This is a genomic window from Rhizobium sp. P28RR-XV, assembly GCF_012641385.1.
GTDB lineage: Bacteria > Pseudomonadota > Alphaproteobacteria > Rhizobiales > Rhizobiaceae > Rhizobium.
The window spans coordinates 32,056-57,205 of sequence record NZ_JABAIG010000014.1; the positions used below are offsets into that span (position 1 = coordinate 32,056).

A 25,150-nucleotide genomic window follows, 5' to 3' on the forward strand; every position below is an offset into this window, starting at 1 on the left:
TTTTATTGAGTTCAATGAAAAATCGGCTTATTCCAAAACCTTGCTCGAAGCGAATGCACAAACCTTTTTCCGACGTCCAATGCGCCGGAACATTCCCACAAGGATCGCGGACGTCCATCACCGCTGAGCCATCACATCTATCGTTGGTTGGACTGACATCCCGACACGAAGTCGATCAATATTTTTTTGACCTGGATCGAGGTGAATGCGAACAGGCAGCCGCTGCGCGATCTTCGTAAAGTTCCCTGTTGCATTGTGGGGTGCAACTGTCGAAAAACTCACACCACTGGCCGGTCCAAGGCTAGCAACCCGTCCCATCAACACGACGCCCGGGAGAGCATCAACAAGCAATTTGACGGGTTGACCGACAGCGAGCCGGGCCATCTGGGTCTCCCTGAAATTGGCATCGATATAGAGTGCATCAAGTGGAACCACGGTCAGCAAGGGGTCGCCGATACTGGCATACCCGCCGACGCGGGCCTTCAATTGAGCGACGACACCAGAGACTGGCGCGGTCACGCGCGCATAGGACAGGTTCAATTGCGCCGACGCTCTTGCAGCCTCGGCCTTTAACAAATCCGCCTTGCCGCTTTCAAGGTCGGCATTCAGGATTCCGGTCTGCTGCTCAGCCGAATGAAGCCCTGCCTTGTCTCGTTCAAGTGCGGCCCGCTGCGTGTCCCATTGCGCTTGCGCCTCTTCCCGAGAACGAACCGACCCGGTTCCAGCGGTTGCGAGATTGGCCGTACGGTCCTTGTCAAGTTCGGCGAACTTAAGGTTCGCCTCCGACGCTGCGACGGCGGCGCGCGCCTGTTCGATCGCACTTTCCTGGCGAATGATCTGTGCCTTAAGGCTCTCGATATTGGCTTCTGCACCAGCAACCTGGGCAGCGGCGTTGTCCACCGCAATACGAAGGCTGCGGTCATCGATTTCCGCAAGGAGAGCACCAGCCTCTACGGACTGATTATCGGAGACGGCGACACGTGTGATGACGCCGGCGACCTGCGGAACGACCACCGTGAAGTCCGCCTGAACATAAGCATCCGCGGTGCTTTGTTCAGAGGCTTCCGCCTCAGGTTGATTGAGAAAATAGTACCCAGCAGCCAATGCTGAGAGAGCACAGACGCCAATTGCAATACGGGAGGACGTAAGAAGGTTCATGACCGGGTCATTTCAGCGTTGGAGCGTTGGGGGAATTCTGGAGCTGTCGGCGAGGATGCTGTTTGAGGGGCTGGGATCCTTTGAAGGCAAAGGACCAGTGGGATGAGGAGCATCGCGACGGTGCCGAATATTCTATAGATATCTGCCGTCGCGAGGACGCTGGCCTGTTGGGTGACGACAGTTGCTAAGGTGCTCGTCAAACCGTCGGCTGTAGGTAGACGCGCGACCTGAAGCGCAGCATGGTCAAGAAGCAATTCTGAATGAAATTGGCTTCGCTGGGCGGTCATCTCTCCGATGAATGCACTGCTGAGGGTTGCACTAAACACCCGAAGGATGTTGACCAGACCGGCAACGAATGCTCCTTCCGCGGGCTGCACGACGCTTGTCGCCAAGAATAAGAGCGAGATAATTGCCATGGGTTGGCCGACGGCGTGCAACACCTCCACAGGAAGAAACTGATGTACCATCCATTCATCCGTGATGTCGGATGCGATCCAGCAAGCCGCGGATATGCACGCCAATCCGGTCGCAAACACGTGGCGGGCGTCAACCCATCGTTGATACAGCAGGAAGGCCACCAGCGGCCCAAGGATCAGTTGTGGCAAACCTACGATGAGGCCAAGCGGCGCGCTCTGCTCCATTCTAAAGCCTTGCAAGCTCGACAAAACATTGGCGGGCAAAGTAACCCCAGTGGACAGCGTCATCAGCATGAAGACAAAAACAATGAAGCCCAGCCATAGGTTTCTGCGCGCGAGCAGTTTTAGGCTCACGAACGGCGCTGGGTGGAGCCACTCGCTAACGAGATATAAAGTGGTGAATGCCCCACCTACGAGGAGTGAAGCAGAGATAAGCGGAGAATGAAACCATTCGAGCCTGACGCCTTGGTCGACGCCGACGACCAGCAAAGCGAGCCCAGGCAACCCAAGCAACATTCCCAGCCAGTTCCCCTGCGGTAAACGGGACAGAATGAGAGGGGATTTCGGTATTCCCCACGCAACCAGGATTCCTGCGAAAAGCCCAGGTGGAACGACGTGCCAGTAGACCCACCTCCAATCATCAAGGCGGTCCACACAAAGGGCAGCCAGCCAGAGTGCAACGTTTGGCGAAAAGGTTGCCGTGAGCGCGAAGAGTGCCAAGCCATAGAGCTTGATCGAAGCGGGGAGGAAGCGCAGCGCCGACATCATCAGGATCGGGATTAAGGCCCCGGCCACCATGCCCTGGACAAGGCGCAAGCCAAGCAGCAAGCTTAAATCCTCGACAAAGGGGATAACGGTACTTATCGCCAGCGCGCAGGCGAGCATGGCCAAATGAAAACGACGCAAGGAAAACGTCGTCGCGAACCACGTCGCAAAGGGCATCGCTGCAAGCTCACCGGCGGAATATGCAGTCGTCAGCCACGAGCCTTCGTCGCGCCCAACCCCCATTGCACCTTGCAGGTCGGCCAGAACCAGGCCGGGAACGCGACCGATCAGCCCTGCAGTCATTGCTGCCAGCAATACGCCAAGCAGACCTACCGCAAGACGGGCGTCAAATTCAGGTTGCGGCACGGCGTTGGGCGGCGTGACATCTCGCACTGACGGGGCTAAGCTCATGGCAACCTTTAAATCGGGCGCTAAATTTCAGGAATGTGTCAGGCTGCCAACCCGTGGCCGATTGGCGGAAGCGAGCAATCATCTTTCAATCGATGTGTCGGCAACGGGTAGACGTCGTCACCCCGATTACCTGGAACCCAGGACATTGCCGCTGAACATGCCCTCCGCGAAAGATTGGGCTGCGCGATTGGTCGTAAACAGAACCAGGTCGGTTTCCTGATCCGCAACAACCGTCAGGTCGTCACCGGTAATGAGCACGCTTTCGCCTGTGCTAAGCGTAATGCCCCCTGCCGAGGCTTGTCCGGAGAAGACGTAGACCAGACGCTGGATATCACCTTCGGGCGCAGGTGGGAGCTGAGCCGACATACCAGGTGCGAGTCGCATGTCGTGGATCCAGGCATCAGCACGGAAGATAAGCGGAGCGTCCTCAGGAGCTGCGATCAGTCGCCACTCGTTCTCGCTGTGGACGGTAGGGAAATCATGGAACTGAACCATTGGCTCCAGATCGGGCGCGTTCGGCCGCACGAAGATCTGCAGCCCTTGCAGAGGGCCGCCATCGACCTGAACCTGCTCCTCATGCTGAAACGTATGGCCGGCGTTCATCAACATCAGCCGAGTGTTGGAAAGCCGTTCAGACTGGCCGACCGTATCGAGATGGAGGACGGTGCCGCTGCGAAGGTAAGTGAGGATCTCGTCGTCCTTATGAGGATGCATGGATACGACCGTACCGGGCAAGACGCGCGCATGGTCGATCCGGCCGATTGCGCCGATGCCGCTGTCACCACTTTCCCGGTCGATAAGGCCCGGCCAAAGGATTTCGATGCCAAATCCGCCAGATCCGTGTCTGCGTTTCATCGAGCGGTCGAGTTTCAAAGGGAGGCGCATAATTGTTTCCTTCGAGATCGCGCCGGCGGGGTTTTGCACCGCCGGCGCCGAAATCATTACAGTGTTGGATAGTCGACGTAGCCTTCTGCACCGCCGGCATAAAACGTATTGCGGTCGGCCTCATTGAAAGGCGCGCCAGCTTTGAGACGGGAGACAAAGTCAGGGTTGGCCAATACGAATTGGCCATAGGCCTCGATATCGGCGTTCCCGGCCGTGACGTCAGAACCGATAAGATCGCGCGCTCGGCCGGGTCGATTGACGATCAGCACGGTCCGCCACCGTTTGCGGATGTCGGCAAGCAATTGCTCATTTCCGATATGCAAAAGATGAAGATAGGACAGATTGAGCTTGTCGAGCTCTTCCACGAGGTAGCGGTAGAGATCAGGACCCTCCGGCCCTTCGTCGATCCCATTCATGGGTACGCCTGGGGACAGGCGGATGGCTGTCCGCTCGGGTCCGATTTCTTCTGAGATCGCTTTAGCGACCTCAATCGCGAAACGCGCGCGATTTTTGATCGAACCGCCGTAGTCATCGGTTCTGACGTTCGCGCTTGGAGCGATGAACTGGTGAACCAGATAGCCGTTGGCGCCGTGGATTTCGACACCATCCGCACCAGCCTCGATGGCGCAACGCGCTGCGTTGCGGAAATCCTGAATTGTCTTCTGGATCTCGCTATCCGAGAGCGCGCGAGGTTCGGGAATGTCGAGCATGCCGGTTGCTGTGAACATCTGGGCACCAGGTGCGATGGCAGATGGAGCAACGGGCTGCCTGTGGTGAGGCGTGTTATCCGGATGCGATACGCGTCCGACATGCATCAGCTGAATATAGAGCCGACCGCCCTGTGCCTTCACCGCCGATGTCACTTCTCGCCATCCAGCGACATGCGCATCGTTATAAATTCCAGGCGTCGCAAGGTATCCCTGCCCATCATCGGAGGGCTGAGTTCCTTCACTGATCAGCAGCCCGGCCGTAGCGCGCTGCGCGTAATATTCTGACGCAAGCTCGCCCGGTGTGCCGTCTGGCTTTGCGCGACTACGGGTCATTGGCGCCATGGCCAAACGGTTCGGCAGATGGACAGAACCCAGGTCAACAGGTTGCCAAATGTCAGTCATGTTCAATTCCTTCATGTCTGTGGAGGGTCTCGGTTAGGCCCCTGGTGGCCGATTGTCTCAGCCGCACCTGACGGCGTGGCTGAGACAAGGCAGGTCAGCCCAACATCAAAGCCTGGGCGAGTTGGCCGCCTTCTGGCGTGCTCCAGGTCCCGGCGAGCTCAGCAATCAACTGATTGGTGCTAGTCAATGTGACGCCCGCCTTTTCCATACGGCGCAAGGCGATATCATCAGCGATCTTCGTTGGCGAACCGCCAGCGTCAGCGACAACCTGTACTTCGTAACCCATGCTGACCAGTGTCAGGGCCGGGTAAACTGTGCACACATCATTGGTAACGCCGGCAACAATCAGCTTTTTACGACCGGTTGCTTTCACGGCGGCGGCAAACGCTTCGTCGTCCATCGCGTTCACGATGCCGGCGCGCTTGACGCGACCCGCGAATTCGGCTGGAAGGATTTCTTCCAGTTCACTGATAAGCGGGCCTTGAGGCGCATCTTCCATGCTCGTGGTCAACACTGCCGGCATGTTGAGGATCTTTGCAGCCTTCGCGAGAATGATTGCATTCTTCTTCATTTCGTCGAAGGTCGTCGAACCAACCCAACCCATCGTACCAACCTGGTGGTCGATCAGAAGAACTGCTGCGTCTTCGGCTTTCAATCTTGTAAAGCTCATGATGTTTCTCCGTGGATGTTGAGCGGCAAGGGAACGACGCCACTCGTTGAATTGAGGAACTTGATAGCTCCAATCTTTTTTGAGATAAACAGGAGGAAATGGAACTCAATATGCCACTATTGGAGCAATACATTGACATCTCTGGACGACAGTCACCTGATTCTAATCTCATCACCCGTCTCCTCTTTCGTCTCCCCCGCATGCTCTACGCCTCGCCTCAATATCTAGAGAGGGCTGGTGAACCTGCTCATCCGGACGAACTTATCAAGCACCAGTGCCTTCGGCTCCGCACGACGGAGGCCGATAGCTGGACGCTTAAGAGACAAGAGGAAACAGTTGAGGCGACCGTTCAGGGGCGCTTCCTGATGAACAATGTCGGAATGGTTCAACGTCTTTGTGGTCTTGGGTTGGGCATAGCTGTGCTGGCGGAGCGTGTTGCCGAAGTGGATGTTGCCAGGGGGAACATTCGAAGGATCATGTCCGATTGGGAAGCAACGCCGATAGCAATCAATGCAATCACTGAGACCAGGCTACTCCCTGCCAAAACCCAGCGTTTCGTGGACTTCCTCAAAGAAAAATGGCGATCAGACTCGTTTTGAGAGTTCAAAGCCATTCTTGATGCCAAAAACTCAACGGAAACTTCCCGGTTCGGCAGCCCATCGTAATTCGTATGTTCCCGCACGCTCGGCATATGCCGTGACGAGGCCCGTTGTTTGTCACTCCGCTTTGGCGGATGTCCTCTGTGTTACAACAGCCAAACGTCAGCCCGACTTCGCAACGCTCGCTTGGAATTGCATAGCCATGCAAGTGTACCACCTTCGTCGGGAGGGTGCTCTCAGATCCAAACATCAGCTTATCCAGGATCAAGCTGCTTATCGAGCAAATCGCTCAGCCCCTGACCCGACTACCAAAGGGCAAAAATCTATTTCACATTTTTGAAACTCGGTTATGGTTTTTCACGTATATCAATTGGAGACTGACGATGCCTTTTTCCCGCTCTGTTTGGAATGCCCCATCAGGTGGTAGAATTTCGCCAGCGCCGCTAGCGCAGGAAGAGGGCGTTGACATCACGGTCATCGGTGCAGGTTTCTTGGGGCTCTCCACAGCGCTCGAACTCGCCAGGCTAGGAAAATCGGTACGGGTAATCGACAAAAACGAAATAGGCACCGGCGCATCCGGCCAGAACGGCGGACAAGTCATACCCGGCCTGAAATACGACCCTGAATGGCTTCTTGAGCATTTTGGCCAGGTCCGCGGCGAGGCGCTGATCGATTTTGCCCAGTCCACCGCGGATGCCGTTTTCGATCTGATCGATCGCGAGGGGCTGGACGTTCCGCGGACCCGCAATGGCTGGATCCAGGCGGCCCATACGGAGAAGGCGCTCGCAACGGCACAGCGTCGCGATCGGCAATGGCGGGCCCGGGGAGCCGATGTCCGCATGCTCGATGCGGACGAGATCGAAAGGCTGACGGGTGCGCGGGGCTATCTGGGTGGCTGGCTCGACAGCCGTGCCGGCATCATCGATCCGTTGGCCTTCGTAACGCAACTGGCTTTGATGGCGGAGAAAGCAGGAGTGCGCATCGCCGAGGGTGCCAAAGCGGTGTCGATCAGCCGGGAAAATGGTGCGTGGACGGTAAAAACCACGGCCGGCCAATCGATCCGGTCGCGGTTTGTCGTGATTGCCACCAATGCCTATAGCGACGAATTGCTGCCGGGGCTCGCCCGCACCATCGTGCCGCTGCACTCGTTCCAGATCGCAACGGCACCGCTTCCGGATGCGCTTCAAAGGGTAATCCTGCCCGGGAAGCAGGCCGTCTCCGACTCTCGCCGCATCCTTGTCTATTACCGCAAGAGCGTTGATGGCCGTCTTGTTCTGGGTGGCCGCGGAAGGATGGCGGAGCCGAAGAGCGAGGCAGATTGGAAGCATCTGGAGCGCGCCATGCGGCGGCTGTATCCCGCGCTCGCGGGCATTCCGATCGAGCATCGCTGGTTCGGACGTGTCGCGGTGACACCGGATCACCTACCGCATATTCACCAGCCGGAGCCCGGCCTGCTGACGGTGGTTGGGTGCCAGGGACGCGGCGTTGGCATGATGACGGCGCTCGGTCAGCGGTTCGCGCGTTACATCGAAACCGGAGACGCCGCCGTGCTGCCGTTTCCGGTCAGCCCCATCCGGCCGATCCCGTTTCACGCCTTCTGGCAGATCGGGGTTGCCGCGACCATCGCGTGGTACCGGTTGCTGGATGCCGTCGAAAAGTAGGATATGAATCGCTTCTTGACACTTTCATAAAAATGAAAATTATAGAAGAAATTTCATTTCCATGTAGGCGATGCCATGATTGATGCAGCGGTTCCGTCCAGGGCATTTGACAGGACACGGTTCTTCCGTGGCGTCATGCTCGCTCCCGGCGCGCTCGTCACCCTGGTGCTCGTCCTCTTCGCCCTGGCGCTCGTGCTGTTTCTATCGGTACGCAGCAATGACGGCTCGCTGCTCGGCACGGGTCTGTCCCTCGATAATTTCGCCACGGTGCTGACCGATCCGCTCTATGGCCTCGTCGCGCTCCGATCGTTGACGATTGCCGGTCTGGTCACGCTGGTCACCGTCGTGACGGCCTATCCCGTCGCCTATTATCTGGCCTTTCACGCCGGTCAGCGTCGTGGCCTGATCCTCTTTCTCGTGACGCTGCCGTTCTGGACGAGCTATCTTCTTCGCGTCTTCGCCTGGAAGATCGTGCTCGCCTATAATGGCGTGCTGAATTCGGCCCTGATGCTCTCGGGGCTTACTTCCGAGCCCTCGACGCTGTTTCTCAATACACCCCCGGCCGTGGTGCTGACGCTCGCCCATGCCTACGCGCCTTTTGCGATCCTGCCGATCTTCGTCGCGCTTGAGACCATTCCGAAATCGCTGATGGAGGCTGCCGCCGATCTCGGCGCAAAGCCCTTCACGACGTTTCGCCGGGTCATCCTGCCGAATTCCATGCCGGGCGTCTTGTCGGCAGCGGTCGTTGTCTTCGTGCCGACGGTTGGCGACTACGTCACACCGGCCCTGATCGGCGGACCGGCGAGCACGATGATCGGTTCTCTAGTGCAGGCGCAGTTCGGCAAGGCCAATGACTGGCCGTTTGGCGCGGCGCTGGCGGTCATGGTCATGCTGCTCATTCTCGCCGTGATCCTTATCGTCCGCCAGGCCAATCGTCTGTTCGGGAGCCGCACATGAAGCGCTCCCAGCCGAAAACATCGGGCGGTGGATGGCTGCGCTGGTATGTCGGGCTCTATCTCGTCTTCCTTTATCTGCCGGTCGCGCTGATCCCGCTATTCTCCTTCAACGATTCCATTCAGGCGGCTTTCCCGCTGAAGGGCTTCACCTTCGCGTGGTATGAAACGCTTGTTGGCAATGCGACGCTGACAGGCGCGCTGTTGACTAGCGTGGCGATCGGGCTTGCCGCCGCTGCGATCGCGACGCTCTGCGGCATCACCATTGCCTATATGGACACCCAGGTCCGCTCTCACTTTGCCAGGCTGATTTCGGGCATCGCCCGCCTGCCGATCCTCATTCCGGGCGTCGTCGTCGGCATTTCGCTGCTGATCCTCGTGAACCTCCTGGGCTTCGGTCCCTCGCGGCTGGCGATCGTGCTCGGCCATGTTCTCGTCTGCCTGCCGACGACCGTCATCATCATGCGTGGGCGCTTCGCCTCCATTCCGCGCAGCATTCCCGAGGCTGCCGAAGATCTCGGCGCGGGAGAAATGATCACCTTCCGGCGCATCATGCTGCCCTTAGCACTGCCAGCTGTCGGATCGGCCTTCATGCTGGCCTTTCTCACCTCGTTCGACGAATTCATCGTCGCCTTCTTCCTGGCCGGCACGCAACCGACTCTACCGCTTTATATCTGGAGCCAGCTGCGTTTTCCGAAGTCGCTGCCGACCGTGATGGCGCTTGGGACCGCGATCCTTGCCGTATCGATCATTATCGCCGGCTGTGCCGAGCTTCTGCGTCAGCGCGGTCTGTCGCGATCATCTTCCAGCGCCTGACATGAAAAAATCAAAGAGGAGAACTGCCATGAAACATGATCATAAAGGCCATTTCGCCAGACGCGCATCCGGCGCCCTGACGGCGATCGCCCTGTCGCTATCGCTAACCTTGCCGGCGGCGGCGGCCGACAAGCTGACCTATTTTACGTGGTCGGGCTATGAGCTGCCCGATTTCCACAAGGCGTTCACCGCGGCGCATCCCGACAGTGTCGACATCTCCGTCTTCGGCGACGACGACGATGCCTTTACCAAGGTGAAGGCAGGCTTCCATCCGGATATTGCCCACCCCTGCTACGACAAGGTGGCCCGCTGGAACAAGGAGGGCCTGCTGCAGCCGATCGAGACCGCCAAGATCAAGAACTGGGACAAGATATTCCCCGTCTTCCGCAACCTGCCGGATCTTCAGGCCGGTGATGGCAAGGTCTGGATGGTTCCCTGGGATTGGGGCAATACATCGGTGCTTTACCGCACCGACCTCGTGAAGAACCCCGAGCAGAGCTGGAACCTGTTGTGGGACAAGCAGTATGCCGGCCGCATCGCGACCATCGACGCCGTTCACGACACGCCTGTTGTCGCCGCGCTGCTCGCCGGCGTCAGCCCCTTCGACATGACGCAGGAGCAGATCGGCAAGGTCGCCGACAAGCTCCGCGAACAGCGCCCGCTCGTTTCCGCCTACACGACCGACATGACCTCCGTCGAGCAGTCGCTTGCGAGCGGCCAGCTCGTGGCGGCAATGACCTGGAATGCTTCGGCCGTCGCCTTGAAGAAACAGGGCGTACCGGTCGAATTCATGAAGCCGAAGGAAGGCATGCTGACCTGGGCCTGCGGCTTCGTCATGCTCAAGGATGCCAAGAATACCGATCTCGCCTATGATTTCATCAACAGCCGTCTGGAGGCGGATTCGGGCAAGACGCTGATCGAGAACTACGGCTATGGTGCATCGACCACGTCGGCTTTCGCTGCCGTTCCGAAGGATCAACTGGAGAACCTGCAGCTGCCGGCGGATCCCGAGACCATGCTAAAGTCGACCGTGTTTACCGGCCCGATGAAGCAGAATGACGATCTTGCCAAGATGTTCGAAAAGGTAAAGGCAGGCGGCTGAGGCTGCCATTCGTGGCCCGGATGCGGTTGTCCGGGCCATTTCCCAATATTTGACTTTGGAGGGGCGATGGACGCGGACGATTTGACGGGCAAGGCGCGGGAGGTGGACGAGGCCGATGTCCGCGTCGGCAGGCGCGTCCGGGCCCTGCGGCTCGAAAGAAGCCTGTCGCTGGCTGATCTCGCGTCGAGAGCCGGCATATCGATCGGAGCATTGAGCCAGATCGAGCGCGGCATGTCATCGCTGCGGGTCAGGGTGATCTGGCCGCTGGCCGCAGCACTCGACGTTGAGCCCTCGGCACTGATTGCCGATGGCAACGAACCGGTCAACGATCTTTATTGCGTGCGGGCAAACAGCCGCCGCCCGTTGCCGGTCCGTTCCGAAGGCATCACCAAGGATCTGCTATCGCCCCCCGGTGCGTCGCTCACCGGCATGGTCGTTACCGTCGAGCCCGGCGGCGGAACCGAGGCCTATGCGCATAGCGGCCACGAGTTCGGTATTGTCACGACCGGCGAGGCCGAACTGGTTGTCGATTCCACGCGCTATCTTCTGAAGACGGGTGACAGCTTCGCCTTTAAGAGCACGCTGCTTCATTCGTTCCGCAATCCGGGCGCCGAGCGCTGCACCATCTTGTGGGTCAACACGACCAAGCCTTCGGAGACGCGTGATGGCGAGTGATGTCCTTGTTCGCCTGGAAAATCTCTCGAAGCATTTCGCCGGCGGCATCGTCGGCCTCAACGATATCAACCTGTCGATCGATGAAGGCGAATTCCTGAGCCTTCTCGGGCCGTCGGGCTGCGGCAAGACCACGACGCTGCGCGTTATCGCCGGTTTCGAGGCGCCCACCGAAGGCGTGGTGCGGCTGGATGGAAAGGACATCACGCCGCTGCGCGCCTTCGACCGGCCGGTGAATACAGTCTTCCAGGACTATGCGCTTTTCCCGCACATGTCGGTGGCGGAGAATGTCGGCTTCGGCCTGTCGCTGAGGAAAATCGCTGGCGCAGAGCGCCGCAAACGGGTTGCCGCGGCGCTCGACATGGTGGGTCTGGCCGACAAGATCAATCAGCGCGTCCAGGCGCTCTCCGGCGGTCAGCGCCAGCGCGTCGCGCTTGCCAGAGCAATCGTCTGCGAACCCCGGGTCCTGCTTCTCGATGAACCTCTCTCGGCCCTCGACGCACATTTGCGCGAACAGATGCAGGTTGAGCTGAAGCGGCTGCAGCGCGAACTCGGCACGACCTTCGTGATGGTCACGCACGACCAGACCGAGGCGCTGTCGATCTCCGACCGCATCGTCGTCATGAACAAGGCGGAGATCGAACAGATCGCTTCGCCATCCGTGCTCTACGATCAGCCTGCAACGAGGTTTGTTGCCGGTTTCATCGGTACGATGAATCTGCTGGATGCGCGGCTTGCCGGACGCGAAGCATCGCTATTGCGCTTCACTGCAGGCGCTCTGAGCCTGAACATGCCTGCAAGCGGGGCGGTCGGACTGAAGACCGGTGATGCCGCGACGATTGGCATACGGCCTGAAGATATTCAGGTCTCTCCGAACCGGATCGAAGGCTCGGTGGCGGTGACCGTGGAGAGCGTCGTCTTTCATGGCCGCAGCCTGCGCGTCCACCTGCGGACCCAAGACAAATACAGCCTAACGGCCGATATACCGCGGCAATCGGAACTTGCCGCCATGACGGTGGGGGAACATTTCTTTGCCTCGCTCCGGCCCGGCGCCGCATGCCCGGTGCTTCCGGCCTGAACCAAACAACGACATTGGAGACCATATGAACAATCACCTGAAATTCTTCATCGATGGCGCCTGGGTCGATCCGGTCACGCCGAAGGCGATCGAGGTCATCGATCCGTCGACCGAAGAGGTCTATACGGCGATCTCCGCCGGCTCTATGGCCGATGTCGACAAGGCGGTCGCCGCCGCGAAGCGGGCGTTTGAGACCTTCTCGCTGACATCGCAGGAAGAGCGTCTGGCTCTGCTGACGCGGATCCTCGAATGCTACAACGACCGCTTCGAAGATATCGCCCAGGCGGTCAGCCAGGAAATGGGTGCGCCATTGCCGTTTGCGCGCGATTCCCAGGCCTGGGCGGGACGCGGTCACATGGAAGCCACCATCGCCGCCTTCGAGAATTACAAGTTCAGCGAAAAGCGCGGGTCCACTACTGTCGTCAAGGAGCCGATTGGCGTCTGCGCGCTGATCACGCCCTGGAATTGGCCGTTGAACCAGATCGTCTGCAAGGTCGCTCCGGCGATCGCCGCAGGCTGCACCGTGGTATTGAAGCCGTCGGAAATCGCGCCGATCAGCGGCATCATCTTCGCCGAAGTCATGGCCGCCGCCGGAACGCCGAAGGGTGTCTTCAATCTGGTGAACGGCACCGGTCCCGACGTCGGCCAGGTGATGGCAGGGCACCCTGACGTCGACATGGTCTCCTTCACCGGCTCGACACGTGCCGGTATCATCGTTGCCAAGACGGCTGCCGATACCGTCAAGCGCGTGGCCCAGGAACTTGGCGGCAAGTCGGCCAATATCATCCTTGATGACGCCGATTTCGAAACCGCCGTCACCAAGGGCGTTCAGGGCTGCTTCAGCAATTCCGGCCAGTCCTGTGATGCGCCGACCCGTATGCTGGTTCCTGCCGCACGCCACGATGAGGTGCTTTCGATCGCCAGGAAAGCCGCCGAAGCGTTCAAGACCGGCGATCCGCGCGCCGACGGGGTCGATCTCGGCCCGGTCGTCAGCCAGATCCAGTACGACAAGATCCAGCGGCTGATCGAAAGCGGCATCAGCGAAGGCGCGACGCTGGTGACCGGCGGCCCGGGACGCCCCGAGGGGCTGAACCGCGGCTACTATATCCGCCCGACGGTCTTCGGTAACGTCACGCCCGGCATGACGATTTCGCGCGAGGAAATCTTCGGACCGGTGCTGTCGATTATTTCCTATGAAGACGAAGAGGATGCAGTTCGCATTGCCAACGACACTGTCTATGGTCTCGCCGCCTATATCCAGTCGGAAAATATCGACCGCGCACGCGCGGTCGCAAAGCGCATGCGCGCCGGTTCCGTCTATCTCAACTATCCGAGCTGGGACACGTTCGCGCCTTTCGGTGGCTACAAGCAGTCCGGCAACGGCCGCGAATATGCCGACTGGGCAATCCATGATTTCCTGGAAATCAAGGGTATCGTCGGCTGGGGGTAGAAGTCGAAAGGAAGAGTCTGATATGCGCTGGTTTCGCAAATCGAACTTCGCATCGTTACCCCATGCCGAGCAAGACAAATTCGGCGGCCAGTCTTAGTGATTGGCAATGTCGCGGCTATCGGGCGAACAGAACAATGGAAATGCGCCCAAAACGTTAACCGGCGGGAGTGGTACTCCCGCCGGCACCTATCCATTTTAGCTTCGGGCTGTTGAATTCTTCAGTGTTAGTGGCTCGGAAAGTAGTGGCCCTTACATGCCAAGCAAGGCGCGTCGTCGCAGCTTACTCGTTCGGCTTATGATCGGACCACGAAGGCGGCGCACCCATGGCATCGGTTAGAATCCCACCAATGCCGGAACCACGTCCGAATGCTTCGCAGGCAGCATTCTTCGGCGCCCCGCCAAGTTGGGACTTGAGTTTTTGGCCGGATGGAAGAGAAAAATTCAGCCCCGATGGTTTTTGCGCCTTTACCAGCATCCGCGAGAACTGATCCGCAAAGGATGACGCCAAACTATATGCGTCGCCAACTTCAGATACGCGAGGACCATTCGTAATCGAGTTGGCTCCGCGCGACCAGACGATCGCGGCTCTTTGAGTATTGCCTGCATCGACAGCTTCCGCTTCCACAGCAAGTCCGCCCAGGCCAATGGGAAGGCGAGGAACGCCTACGGGCAGAACGACAGACGTTCCCAAGGTGGCTACCTTAGATACGCCGGCAGCGATTTTGCCTGTCGGTACGATGTCTGTGATAACCGCTTGAATAGTTAGATCGGCCTTTTCCCCCGAACGAACGATATTAAACTTGTCGCTCAGATCAATGCACAAAGCACGGTCGAGCGCGTTTGAGACGAGCTTACCATTTTTTTCGTCATGTATTTTCGAATATGCTTGAGGTGACAGCCGCGTCGGAGAAATGCTGACGGTCGTCGCGGCCGACAATGCTTGAGCGTCCAGAAAGGTTCGTGCCTTGCTGACCCGTCCTTCGACGGGACCCAGTCTGTCGTAGGAACCTAGCGCGCCCGATTGCGTCAACGGTACCGAACTACAACTGCCCAACATCAGGACGAGAAAAAGAGGCGCGAAGCTCTTAGACCAGGACCTGTAAGTGAGCCGACGGCTTTTAGCCTCGATCGTGCAACGTGAAGCGAAATATCGCATTGAGCATCTATCCTTTTTTCGAAGAAATATGTGAACGGATTGGTTTGGAATGCGCCAACGGTTGGCTCAGGCTTTAGCCGCGGAGCAAAGAGTTTCTTCCCGGGTGGGCTGGCACCCTTCGATGGAAAGCAACAGCGACATGGCACAGGGAAGTAACGTCAAAGTCAAAGCGGTTGCCACGGCTAGGCCGCCGATGATCGCAAACGCCATCGGTCCCCAGAAGATCTCTGAAGCGATTGGAATCATGCCGAGAATTGCGGCACACGCGGTTAGGACGATCGGTCGCGCTCTGTGGAGGGTAGCGCCTATGATGGCCTGCGTGGAACTTTGACCTTGCGCAACGTCTTGGTCGATTTCCTGAATGAGAAGGACCGCGTTTCGGATGATCATTCCCGATAATGCGATGACCCCAAGTTGCGCGACGAAGCCCATCGGTGTGCTGGTAGGCAGCATTGCGAGCACCACTCCGATTAAACCGAATGGGGCCATTAGAAGCGCAAGGGCCATCCTCGAAAATCTTTGCAGCTGGATCATAAGCAGGGCCGCGATCACGAAGAGCATCATCGGAATGACGGCAAAAATCGAAGAGTTCCCCTTTTCAGCTTCTTCGGTAATGCCACCCGCAATGATGGAATACCCCATGGGGAGATCCGATCTTAGAGCGTCAAGTTCCCGATTGACCTGCCCTGCGACCGTTGCGGCGAGTGCGCCCTTGTCTACATCCGATTGGACGATGATCATCGGTTTGCCCTGTTGTCTCCAGATGATCGGATCCTCGATGCCATCGACGATTGTCGCAACCTGACGGAGAGGGACATAGTTTCCATCGCCCGTGCGCAATTGGAGATTACTGATTGCTGCAACCGATCTGCGGTCCGCATCGGTGCCCTCGACCATCACGTCGATGAGTTTGTCCTTATCGCGTACCGTCGTCGCTTTAGACCCGGAAAAGATGGTGGCAATTTCGCTCGCGATGGACTCCGAGCTCATACCCAACGCGCGCGCCTCAATCTGGTTGACCTCGATCGTCACGCTTTTCTGAGGTTCGCCTGCGGTAAGGTTGATGTCGCGGGTCTGGGGATTCTTGGCCATGATCGCGGCGACCTTGGCAGACAAAAGGCGAACCTGCTCGTAGTCAGGACCCGAAACCCTGAACTTCAGTGGCCATCCAATCGGCGGTCCAAGTTCGAGAGGCGAAACGCGCGTGACGAGGTCGGAAAAGCGCTCTGAAAGGACCCTTTGAATTTTGCGCCGCACCGCTTCTCTTTTTTCGACGCTTTTGGCGACGACAACAGTCTCCGTCACGTTGTCGTTGTCGAGCTGCAGATCCATCGGCAGATAAAAGCGAATGGAGCCGGAGCCGATATAGGTTATGAAGTGATCGATATTGCGATCCGTCCGGAGTATGGCCTCGAACTCGCGGGCGCGCGCGTCTGTCGCTGCCCGGGACGCATTCTGGGGAAGCGTCAGGCTTACCAGTAATTCCGGCCTATCAGAGGCGGGAAAGAATTGCTCTTCGAGCTGTCCGGCGCCGAAGATCGACAGGCCGAATGCCAGGAACGCACTGAGAATGGTCACAAAACGGTGTTGTAGCGTCCAGTCAAGCGCCTTGCGGTACGTCCGGACGACCCATCCTGTGCGTTTATGACCATGCCCCAAGCTCCGCGGTAATATCCAGGTGCCAAGGATCGGCGAAAACAGAATGGCCACGATCCACGAGGATACAAGCGCGATAAAAACCACCATGAAGAGGGAGAACGTATATTCGCCCGCACCCGAAGCGGCAAAGCCAATGGGCAAGAAGCCCGCAATCATGACCAACGTGCCCGTCAGCATTGGAAATGCGGTGGTCTCATAGGCATGGGTTGCTGCAGTCGAGCGAGACTTCCCCTGTTCGAGGCAGGAGATCATGCTTTCGACCGTTATCATGGCGTCATCGACCAGCAGGCCCAGAGCGATGATCAGTGCGCCCAGCGAGATTCGCTGAAACCCTATGCCGGCAATCTCCATTCCGACAAATGTGAGGGCAAGAACGAGGGGGATCGAGGCGGTAATGACCAGACCGGCGCGCCAACCCAATGATACGAACGAAACCGCAAGGACGATGACGACGGCTTCGACGAGAACCTTCATGAAGCCATCGACAGCATCTTGGACGACGGTCGATTGATCGGCGACCTTGGTCATTTCGATCCCGTAAGGAAGTTTGGCGGCGATGGCTTTCATGCGTGCGTTTAGTGTCTGACCGAATGCAAGCAAGTTGCCGTCTTTCGCCATCGAGACGGCGAGCGCAATCGCCTCCTTGCCATTGACGCGTACCGAGGCGGCGGGAGGATCCATGGTTCTGCGGGAAATCGTGGCGATGGAATCAAGCCGGAAATAGCGACTTCCCAGTTTCAGCGTGACGTCCTTCAGACCCTCTTCAGAAGCGAAAGCCCCACTGACCCGAACCGAAATCTTCTCTTCGGTGGTTTCGACGGTGCCCACCGGGTTGACCGCGTTTTGTGCCCTGATGGCATCGATTGCCGCGGAAGGATCGATTCCCAGGCTGGCAAGCTTACCCGGTGAGAACTCGATGACGATCTGTTCTTCTTGAGCGCCGAGGATGTTTGCCTTGCCGATATCAGGCAGAGAAAGGACTTCCTGACGGATGGCCTCGACGCGGTCTCGCAGCTCGCGGTGAGAAAAGCCCTCCGCACGGAACGCGTAGATGCTGCCGAACGTATCGCCAAACTCGTCGTCGAAGAAAGGTCCCTGCACGCCGTCGGGAAGCGTGCCTGCTATGTCCGACATTTTCTTGCGAACGGTGTACCAGATTCCGTCAACATCACTCGGTGGCGTGTCGTCCCGCAGGTTCACCATGATGACCGATTGCCCCGGTCTCGTATAGCTTTGTGTGTAGTCGAGATGGGGAGTTTCCGAGAGTTTTTTCTCAAGCTTGTCCGTTAACAGGTTTACCGTGTCAGTGACGCTCGCACCTGGCCAGCGTGCGCCGACAACCATGGTTTTAATGGTAAATGGCGGATCTTCATTACGGGAAAGCTTTTGATAGCTCAGGACACCGGCAACCATGGTCGCAAGCATGAGGAAGACGACGAGAGACCGATGATTGATAGCCCAGCTCGACAGATTGAAGCGCGATTGCATGTTCGGGCGGTGGTCGATCACGAGCGAAGATCCTTCTCAAGGGACACCAGTTCGCCGTCGCGCAATTTGCTGACCCCGGCGGTCGCGATGATCTCGCCGTCGGCCAGACCCTCGGAGATCAACATGTCATGGTCGTCATATCGCGCGACCTTGACGCCACGGGCCGTGAGAGACTTCGTGGCCGTGTCGTACACGAACACTGCCTGGTTCCCTCCAACATTGGCTAACGCCGATGCTGGTACTTTGAACACCCGCGTGGGCGAGAGGACGACCGTACCTGTCACGGCTGCGCCCAAGGGGAAACTGTCGATCGAACTTTCCAGCGTAACCTTCACACGATAGGTCCGTGTGGCTGTGTCGGCGGATGGCGTAATCTCCCGGACTTTTCCCTTTCCGATGACGGCTGGATTGGAGATCGACCTGACTTGGACCTCAATGTCGCGCATTTGCTCGCTCAAGATTTGCTCGGGAACGTCGAAGACGGCGTCGAGCTCGGTATTCGAACTGAGCGTCAGCACGGTTTGCCCGGTGCCCACCACCTGTCCTTCATTGACCGACACTGCGGAAATGATGCCGTCGCGGTTTGCCTTCAAATCCGTATAGGAAAGCGTCTGTTCCGCATTTGCGAGCGATGCGGATGCCACTTCCAGCCTCGCTCTGGCGGCCTTGAGATTGGCGTCACCCTGCTGGACCTGAGCTTGCGATATGGCGTTTTTTGAAAGCAGTTCCCAATTGCGTGCAGCCGTGAGATCGGCGATCGACACTTCGGAAACTGCCGCGTCCAATTGCGCCTTGGCCGCTGCCACGTTGTTGAGCGAGGGCGTCTTGTCAACCGAGGCGACGATATCGCCCGCCTTAATGGCGGAGCCAACGTCTATCCGTTTGACGAGAAGACCGTCGAGCCGGAAGCTCATCGGTATTTCGTAGCGTGCGCGGATCTCGCCGGTCTGGCTGAAGGTTTCGCCTAATAATTCCGACGTAACCGTCATGGCGCGAATGGAACGCGGCGTCTTTGGGGAGGGTGTTTCGTCTGAGCAAGCGGCCAGAAAAACTGCAAGTGCGGCGATCGCGCCGATCAACGTATAGTTAAGCATTGTGATCCCCCACAAGGATCGAAAATCCTTTGAATGCGGTGTGAACGAGGTCTGCAGCTTTTGCGCAAAGATTGGCGGATCCACCGGCATCGATGGTGGTCGTAAGGCATCCCGCTGCGGTCGCTGCTGTCCAAAAATTGAATGATGGCATGAGCACTCCAATTTTACTGGTGCGCGTCGATTTGAGAGGTTTCAGACGTCACCGCCGATCTGTCTCACGCGGAGTGCCTCGCATGTGTTGAATGATGTTAAGTTTTGTTTCTGGACAGCGCCCGATAATGCGGTCCTGCAACAAAACTTAATATTTGGCCGCCGAAATACCGCTCTCGATATGATAGGAGGTGAGCGAGTTCAGAGGGGAAGGCACATGGACCACACAGGACGAACGGCCTCTGAGGCGCCCAGAATTCTGATTGTTGAAGATGACGCACAAATCGCCGGCATGGTTCGCGATAGCCTGGTCGAGCAGGGAATGCTGGTGGAGGTGGCAGGCGATGGCGCGGCCATGGATGCCAAGATGCGCGCGTTGGAATTCGATCTCGTGCTGCTGGACGTGATGTTGCCGGGCGAAGACGGTTTCAGCATTTGCCGTCGCCTTCGCGCTGCAAGCGACATCGCGATTTTGATGCTGACCTCCGTGAGCGGCGATATCGACCGAATTGTCGGTTTGGAGATCGGTGCCGACGACTACGTGACAAAACCATTTGTCCTGCGAGAATTGACGGCGCGAATTAAGGGCTTGTTGCGACGGGCCAAACTGGCGCCGGCTCGCAACGACAGCCCACGAAAGCGTCATTTCCGATTTGACGGCTGGAGCGTTGATCCAATCCGACGCCAAGTGCATGATCCAAGCAAAGCACGCGTCGCAATGACCACGCACGAGTTCGATCTCTTGCTGGCGTTTTGCAGCAATCCGGGGCGCGTCTTAACGAGAGAGCAGTTGCTGACCGTTACGCATGCTGGTCTGGCCGGCCCGGTCGAACGAAGCATTGATGTTCATATCAGCCGCTTGAGACAGAAGATCGAAGCCGATCCCCGAGACCCCGTTTTGCTCAAAACGGTCCGGCTAGGCGGATATATTTTTACCGCTGACGTGGAAGAACTCGATGGCTAGAAATATTGGGGCAATGCCAAAGACGCTTCGCGGCCAGATTACCGTTATCATTCTTGTGGCTCTGGTAACGGTCATCGTCACCGGAAGAACGCTGGAGAATTTGGCGAAGAACGACTACGCCGTTCCAAATCTGGAAAATGCCGCGGCGCAGGTCAAGACGATCGCACTTCTGTTAAGCAAAGCGTCCCCCCCCGAGCGCAATTCGATACTGGCGAACGCTCGACGCGCCGGGCTGGACGTCTCGCTAGCTCCCGTCTCCGTAGCAGACAACTTCACCACCTCTCCAGAAATGCAGGGAATAGCCGAGACCATTATTGACTTTCTGTTTCCTCCGGACGGTGAAGCACCGCTTGGCGGTTGGCGTGCCTTCATGGATGATCGCAGGATCATTGCCGAAAAGGTAGATGATCAGAACATGGTCATTTTCTTCGGCTTTCCAGATGCCATCATGACAAGCTCGTCTCTCAGCCAAAGCTTCTATTATTTTATCGCCGTCATTGTGTTGATCGCCTTCTTTTTCGCGTTTGCCATACGGGCGATCACCGAACCAATAAAGAGAATTTCCGATGCCGCGATGCAGGCGGACATCAACAACAGCTCTCCGATATTCGAGGAGCGCGGATCGATCGAAATCGTCTCGCTGGCACGAGCGCTGAACGCAATGCGTAATCGTATCCGCCTCATGGTTGAAGGACGGACCCGCATGTTACGCGGCATCAGCCACGACGTGCGCACTCCACTCACAAGGCTCAGATTAAGAACGGAGCGCATGGCGGACACGGCATTGCGGGAGACTTTGCTGGCAGATATTGACCATATCGACAACCTTCTCGCGGAAAGCCTAAATTACCTTCGCGACGACTATGCAACGGAGGACGTTGAACGGGTCGATGTAGCAAGCATCCTTCAGACTGTTTGTAGCGACTTTTCCGATGTTGGACACAAAGTTAGCTATAGCGGGCCGAATAAGCTGGTCGCCAACTGTCGGCCGCTTTCGATTACGCGCGCAGTTACCAATCTCTGCGAGAATGCCGTGAAGTTCGCCGAGCATGTCGATGTCCACCTGGCCGACAACGGCAGGGGCTTCTCGATTTCCGTGATCGACGACGGTCCGGGTATACCCGCTTCGCTTCACGAAAAGGTTCTGGAACCATTTTTCAAAGTCGATTCCGCGAGAACAGATGGAAAGGCAGGCTTCGGTCTTGGTCTATCCATCGTCGCAGACATTGCCCACTCGCATCATGGAAGTTTACGGCTACGTTCGCATCAGCCTCGTGGTCTTATCGCAGAGATGCGCATTGCGGAAACCTGAGCAAGACGAAGCGTGGTCAATGCGTCGCCATCGGTTTGATACGTCTCCTCTTTTGGCAGTGGTGTCTATAGTTGAGACGCATGAATCGAAAGAGCACTTGCTCGCTTTTCACCTGAACCGCACTCGAAATGCGGCATGCCTGCAAGGGCATCGTGGGTTCAAATCCACACCCTCTCCGCCATTTGTTGGGTCACTCTTCCCCAACTACCCGCAAGCCCTTGGGTTTCCTCGTAAATTCCTGACCGATTGCCCTCAAAAGGGAAGTTCAGCCATGAATGGTATCGCGCATTGTATCGCTCCATGTACAGTCCGATGTAGCGCCCGACGCGGAAATCATTTCCGCGAAGAAACGGAATCTCAAGCTTAAAACGCGATCCTCCGGGCTCTATCTGGTCAGAGGCTTGAGATGCCATTTGGGCCGGAACGGAAAGAGGCAGCCTCTATCTTGCCTCAATCCACGTCAAAGCGCGGGGCGGGGCGAATACGGGCTACCCGACAGCCTGTCGTCTGATCCGCTGGCACCTCCTGCGAATGAGAAACACTATGTCCGCCCCAAAATCTCGATGAAATGAGGGATACCGCTCTGTCTCCCCCAGGGCCTCTTCGAGCTTCGAGGCAACCCTGTCGGAGAGTTCCCGTATCCGTTTTGTCACGACAGCAGGGCTGAGGCCGACGGCCGATGCGAATTGCCGCCAGTCATTGCCGTGAAGTTCGTTGGCATTGCTCTTTGTCGCGATCTGTTGTGGGAGCGACTGGTCAACCTGCTTATAGACTGCCGCGCACATCAGGTCGTAGAGTGGCGCGAGTTTGGCCGTTCCGGCGGCACCGACGAGAACGGAATAGTTCTTGGTGTGGGAGTCGGAGTTGCAGATCAGAATGTTGAACATCACGGCGTCCAACAGCTTCAGTCTCTCGGCGGGCGACACGTAGCGCGCCAGCGCGTCAAACATACGAACCAGTGACGCGCCGCCTCGCTGCGCAAGGCCGGTGCGCTCATATTTTTCCGACGGGAACAGGCCGAGCAGTTGGCAGAAATCCTCCTGATGGACGCGGCGAATCGTCCCTTCGGCGTCTGCAATGCGGTCGTAGCGCTTGACCAGCAGGTAGTCTCGCTTGCCCGCTCGACCGGTCGTCACCTCGGCGGTCTCCAGTTCGCACAACCTGGCGAGGGTCATGCAGAAGGCTTCATTCTGAACACTGCAGGTCAGACGTCTGATGTCGGGTTTCAGGATATGCGTGGATGGGGTGCCATCCACGGGAATGGCGATGTTGCCATCCTCACCGATGTAGACAGGCAGCTTGTCCTGCACGCCCGCCAAAGACATCGACACGCCCTGCTCTCCGACCAGGAAGGGGCGCTCGGGCAGCTCGTTCAAAATCCGCTCAAGCGCTGCCTCATCCGGTACGACGCGGAAATTATTTCCGTCTTGGCGCGGTTCCCCAATCGAAAAGGCTCCCGCGGTGTCGCGGCCAAGGCGCATAAGAAGACCGACAACGTCCTGAGGCGAAACCTTCAGCTGCTGGCCGATCTCGGAAAGGTGCGTTTCCGGCAGAAGATTGGCAAGCCAGGGCATGACCCGTTCAGCGCCATAGGTACCGGACCGCAACGGCAAGGTCAGCGAGATCGGGAAGGCCGAAGCACGTTGCTCCCAACTTGGCTCGTAGGCGAGCGAAATCCCATCGCGGTCGATGAGATTGGCAACGGGCAAGGTCTCGTAGAAGATCCTGGTCACGGCGACGCCTGATCAGGAGAAGCGGGGCAGGTAGCCGAGATCGTCATCGGCTTCCGGGGCAGCAGGCGGTGCTGCGGTTTTCAGGTCGCCGAGATTGATGCCGACCGTTCGGGCCGCGATCAGGGATTTCTCGAGTTGGCAGCTAGGCTTGCCGTTCTCCAGGTCAACGATGAACCGTTCGCCGGTGCCGCAACGTTCTGCAAGCTGGGTCTGCGTCCATCCCTGCTTTTTCCTGTGTTCTCGAACAAGTGCGCCGAATTCCGCGGCCGAACGGATCATGATACGATCTCCCTATATGGAGCTTACCGTAAAGGAAGAATTTTTAAGAATCCATAAAAACTTACCGAGGAGGAAGAAATCTCATCCATCCGGAAAATCATCCCGATCGGGAAGGCCAACATCGCGAACTTGATCACCATGGAAATTTTGGTAAGCTGACGATGGATGGAGGCGAGACACCTCGCTCGCCTGGAGTTTTATGGTGGTTTTGCGGGTGTGACTTGAAAGTGGTGTAGCCTACATTCGATAGGCTCCTGGAAATATGATATCTTGATCAACCAAAACGTTGAACCTGTATCCGGGTCGGATCTCAAGTGTCGGCTGAACATTTAGATTCTTACTGATCGTCTGTTCGGCGACACGGCCAAAGCTTTCCGCGAAATTCCGTCTCGCCGCATCGGACGCCGTATCCTGCGTAGCGAGTGTCGAACTCTGCGGCACGGAAGCGTCGATCCCTGTTCCGATCAGCGCGATCAGTACCGCCGATCCGAAGGTCTTCAGGTAGTGGTTGTTCACCTTATCGTTGAAGCCGCCATAGCCTTGAGCATCCGTGCCCGCCATGCCGCCGATCTGAAGGGTCGAGCCGTTCGGAAAGATAATGTCCGTCCAAACGACGAGTACACGGTTCTGGCCGAAAGACACCTTGCTATCGTATCGGCCGAACAGCTTCGTTCCCTGCGGGATCAGGAGGCGATGTCCGGTCGCAGAATCGAAGACATTCTGGCTGACCTGGGCTGTGATCCGCCCTGGCAGGTCGGAGTTGATACCGGTAATCAGGGTTGCGGGAATAACCGAACCTCGTTTTAGCTCATAGAGAGACTGTTGCGGCACGACACGGTTGGGTAGGTAGCCGGCTTCCTTCAGATCGGCGTTGAAGAAGTCTTCTTTGGACCTCTGCTCGTTCGGATCGAGGTTCTGTCCGCCGATGCCTGCTCGCAGCGCCGCCGCATAGAGGTCCGATGCCCCGCTGCCGGGTGCCGCAGACGAACTTCCAGCAGCGGTCGCGGCATTTGGATTTGAGATCGTCCCTGCCTTGGCATCGAATTTCCCATGGTCGATGGAGATGGGGGCATCATAGGCCGCGTCATTGGCTTGAAGTCTCGCCATCCGTTGGCGTTGCAGCTCGCGGAAATATTGCTCGTCTTGTTCGCGCTTCAGGCGGGCACGCCAAGCGTTTTCGGTTTCGAGGTCCTGGGATGGCTGTGTCTCCTGCCGACGCTCAGGGTGTGGTGCGAACGGATTGACGTCACCCTTTTTTTCATCCTTCGCTTCGACAGGAGCTGGCTTGAGGGGCATGGTTTGTTGGGCTTCACCAATGATCGCATCGCCGACGCCGCGCTTGAGCTGGTCGGCGAATGTCGATGCCGGATTTCCGGAGCTCCCATCAGGACCGTTGTCCCGGCGAAGCAGCCCACGTGTGGCAAGGCCATAAAAGATGACACCAAGGAATGCGACGACGAGCACAATCACGACGACGATCGGGAGGCGATTGACACGCCGAATACTGCTCTGCGGGTTCTGGTTCGACACCCCACCAAGTTTAATGGATTGCACCATGGTTTCCTCT

At 57.8% G+C, this 25,150-nt stretch carries 21 protein-coding genes; 10 read left to right on the forward strand and 11 right to left on the reverse strand.

The annotated features are described in order from the left end of the window. Window positions 1-117: 117 nt before the first annotated feature. The 5 genes from HGP12_RS26475 to HGP12_RS26495 form a co-directional block, all read right to left on the reverse strand. Entirely contained in the window at window positions 118-1,158 is a 1,041-nt protein-coding gene (locus HGP12_RS26475; protein ID WP_168879677.1) for an HlyD family secretion protein, read from the reverse strand. Beyond that, entirely contained in the window at window positions 1,155-2,750 is a 1,596-nt protein-coding gene (locus HGP12_RS26480; protein WP_168879678.1) for an MFS transporter, read from the reverse strand. The genes HGP12_RS26475 and HGP12_RS26480 overlap by 4 nt, the downstream gene beginning before the upstream one ends. 126 nt (window positions 2,751-2,876) lie before the next feature. Next, window positions 2,877-3,635, reverse strand: a complete 759-nt coding sequence (locus HGP12_RS26485; RefSeq protein ID WP_168879679.1) for a pirin family protein — start codon at window positions 3,633-3,635, stop codon at window positions 2,877-2,879. A 56-nt stretch (window positions 3,636-3,691) separates the two neighbouring features. Then, on the reverse strand, window positions 3,692-4,747 hold the full coding sequence (locus HGP12_RS26490) for an alkene reductase (protein ID WP_168879680.1): 1,056 nt from the start codon (window positions 4,745-4,747) through the stop codon (window positions 3,692-3,694). A gap of 94 nt (window positions 4,748-4,841) precedes the next feature. Beyond that, window positions 4,842-5,417 (reverse strand): isochorismatase family protein, encoded by a 576-nt coding sequence (locus HGP12_RS26495; protein ID WP_168879681.1) that lies wholly within the window; start codon window positions 5,415-5,417, stop codon window positions 4,842-4,844. A gap of 98 nt (window positions 5,418-5,515) precedes the next feature. Here HGP12_RS26495 and HGP12_RS26500 point away from each other — a divergent pair, with 98 nt between their 5' ends. The 8 genes from HGP12_RS26500 to HGP12_RS26535 all read left to right on the forward strand — a co-directional run bounded on the left by HGP12_RS26500 (window position 5,516) and on the right by HGP12_RS26535 (window position 13,748). Next, on the forward strand, window positions 5,516-6,016 hold the full coding sequence (locus tag HGP12_RS26500) for a substrate binding domain-containing protein (protein WP_168879682.1): 501 nt from the start codon (window positions 5,516-5,518) through the stop codon (window positions 6,014-6,016). 383 nt (window positions 6,017-6,399) lie between these two features. Continuing rightward, window positions 6,400-7,677 (forward strand): FAD-binding oxidoreductase, encoded by a 1,278-nt coding sequence (locus HGP12_RS26505; RefSeq protein ID WP_205926655.1) that lies wholly within the window; start codon window positions 6,400-6,402, stop codon window positions 7,675-7,677. Between the two features lie 75 nt (window positions 7,678-7,752). Next, window positions 7,753-8,634: an ABC transporter permease gene (locus HGP12_RS26510; protein ID WP_168879683.1), complete on the forward strand. Its 882-nt coding sequence runs from the start codon at window positions 7,753-7,755 to the stop codon at window positions 8,632-8,634. Next, window positions 8,631-9,446, forward strand: coding sequence for an ABC transporter permease (locus HGP12_RS26515; RefSeq protein WP_168879684.1), 816 nt, complete (start codon window positions 8,631-8,633; stop codon window positions 9,444-9,446). The genes HGP12_RS26510 and HGP12_RS26515 overlap by 4 nt, the downstream gene beginning before the upstream one ends. A gap of 28 nt (window positions 9,447-9,474) precedes the next feature. Next, complete coding sequence (locus HGP12_RS26520; RefSeq protein ID WP_168879685.1) at window positions 9,475-10,548, forward strand: ABC transporter substrate-binding protein; 1,074 nt, start codon at window positions 9,475-9,477, stop codon at window positions 10,546-10,548. Window positions 10,549-10,614: 66 nt separating this feature from the next. Then, complete coding sequence (locus tag HGP12_RS26525; RefSeq protein ID WP_168879686.1) at window positions 10,615-11,223, forward strand: helix-turn-helix domain-containing protein; 609 nt, start codon at window positions 10,615-10,617, stop codon at window positions 11,221-11,223. Next, window positions 11,213-12,298 carry an ABC transporter ATP-binding protein gene (locus HGP12_RS26530; protein WP_205926656.1) on the forward strand — a complete coding sequence of 362 codons (1,086 nt, stop codon included), beginning with the start codon at window positions 11,213-11,215 and terminating at the stop codon, window positions 12,296-12,298. The genes HGP12_RS26525 and HGP12_RS26530 overlap by 11 nt, the downstream gene beginning before the upstream one ends. Window positions 12,299-12,323: 25 nt before the next feature. After that, window positions 12,324-13,748, forward strand: coding sequence for an aldehyde dehydrogenase family protein (locus HGP12_RS26535; protein ID WP_168879688.1), 1,425 nt, complete (start codon window positions 12,324-12,326; stop codon window positions 13,746-13,748). A 280-nt stretch (window positions 13,749-14,028) separates the two neighbouring features. On the opposite strand, the gene HGP12_RS26540 is transcribed toward HGP12_RS26535, so the two are convergent. From HGP12_RS26540 to HGP12_RS26550, 3 genes are all read right to left on the reverse strand, one after another. Then, window positions 14,029-14,805 carry a DUF3313 domain-containing protein gene (locus HGP12_RS26540; protein ID WP_246703548.1) on the reverse strand — a complete coding sequence of 259 codons (777 nt, stop codon included), beginning with the start codon at window positions 14,803-14,805 and terminating at the stop codon, window positions 14,029-14,031. A gap of 165 nt (window positions 14,806-14,970) precedes the next feature. Beyond that, entirely contained in the window at window positions 14,971-18,072 is a 3,102-nt protein-coding gene (locus tag HGP12_RS26545; protein WP_312862943.1) for an efflux RND transporter permease subunit, read from the reverse strand. Next, on the reverse strand, window positions 18,069-19,130 hold the full coding sequence (locus tag HGP12_RS26550; protein ID WP_246703539.1) for an efflux RND transporter periplasmic adaptor subunit: 1,062 nt from the start codon (window positions 19,128-19,130) through the stop codon (window positions 18,069-18,071). The genes HGP12_RS26545 and HGP12_RS26550 overlap by 4 nt, the downstream gene beginning before the upstream one ends. A gap of 382 nt (window positions 19,131-19,512) precedes the next feature. Between HGP12_RS26550 and HGP12_RS26555 the strand changes: the two genes are divergently transcribed. Both HGP12_RS26555 and HGP12_RS26560 read left to right on the forward strand, forming a co-directional pair. Beyond that, window positions 19,513-20,259 (forward strand): response regulator transcription factor, encoded by a 747-nt coding sequence (locus HGP12_RS26555; protein WP_168879691.1) that lies wholly within the window; start codon window positions 19,513-19,515, stop codon window positions 20,257-20,259. After that, window positions 20,252-21,571 (forward strand): ATP-binding protein, encoded by a 1,320-nt coding sequence (locus HGP12_RS26560; RefSeq protein ID WP_168879692.1) that lies wholly within the window; start codon window positions 20,252-20,254, stop codon window positions 21,569-21,571. Before HGP12_RS26555 ends, HGP12_RS26560 begins: the two co-directional genes overlap by 8 nt. 488 nt (window positions 21,572-22,059) lie before the next feature. Here the strand turns inward: HGP12_RS26560 and HGP12_RS26565 are convergent, their stop codons facing one another. From HGP12_RS26565 to trbI, 3 genes are all read right to left on the reverse strand, one after another. Further along, window positions 22,060-23,304, reverse strand: coding sequence for a type II toxin-antitoxin system HipA family toxin (locus tag HGP12_RS26565; protein WP_168879693.1), 1,245 nt, complete (start codon window positions 23,302-23,304; stop codon window positions 22,060-22,062). Between the two features lie 12 nt (window positions 23,305-23,316). After that, the gene (locus HGP12_RS26570; protein ID WP_168879694.1) at window positions 23,317-23,583 is read right to left on the reverse strand and encodes a helix-turn-helix domain-containing protein; all 267 of its coding nucleotides are present in this window, start codon (window positions 23,581-23,583) and stop codon (window positions 23,317-23,319) included. A 237-nt stretch (window positions 23,584-23,820) separates the two neighbouring features. Beyond that, a complete protein-coding gene (gene trbI / locus HGP12_RS26575; protein ID WP_168879695.1) occupies window positions 23,821-25,140 on the reverse strand; it encodes an IncP-type conjugal transfer protein TrbI in 1,320 nt (439 codons plus the stop codon). Between the last annotated feature and the right edge of the window lie 10 nt (window positions 25,141-25,150).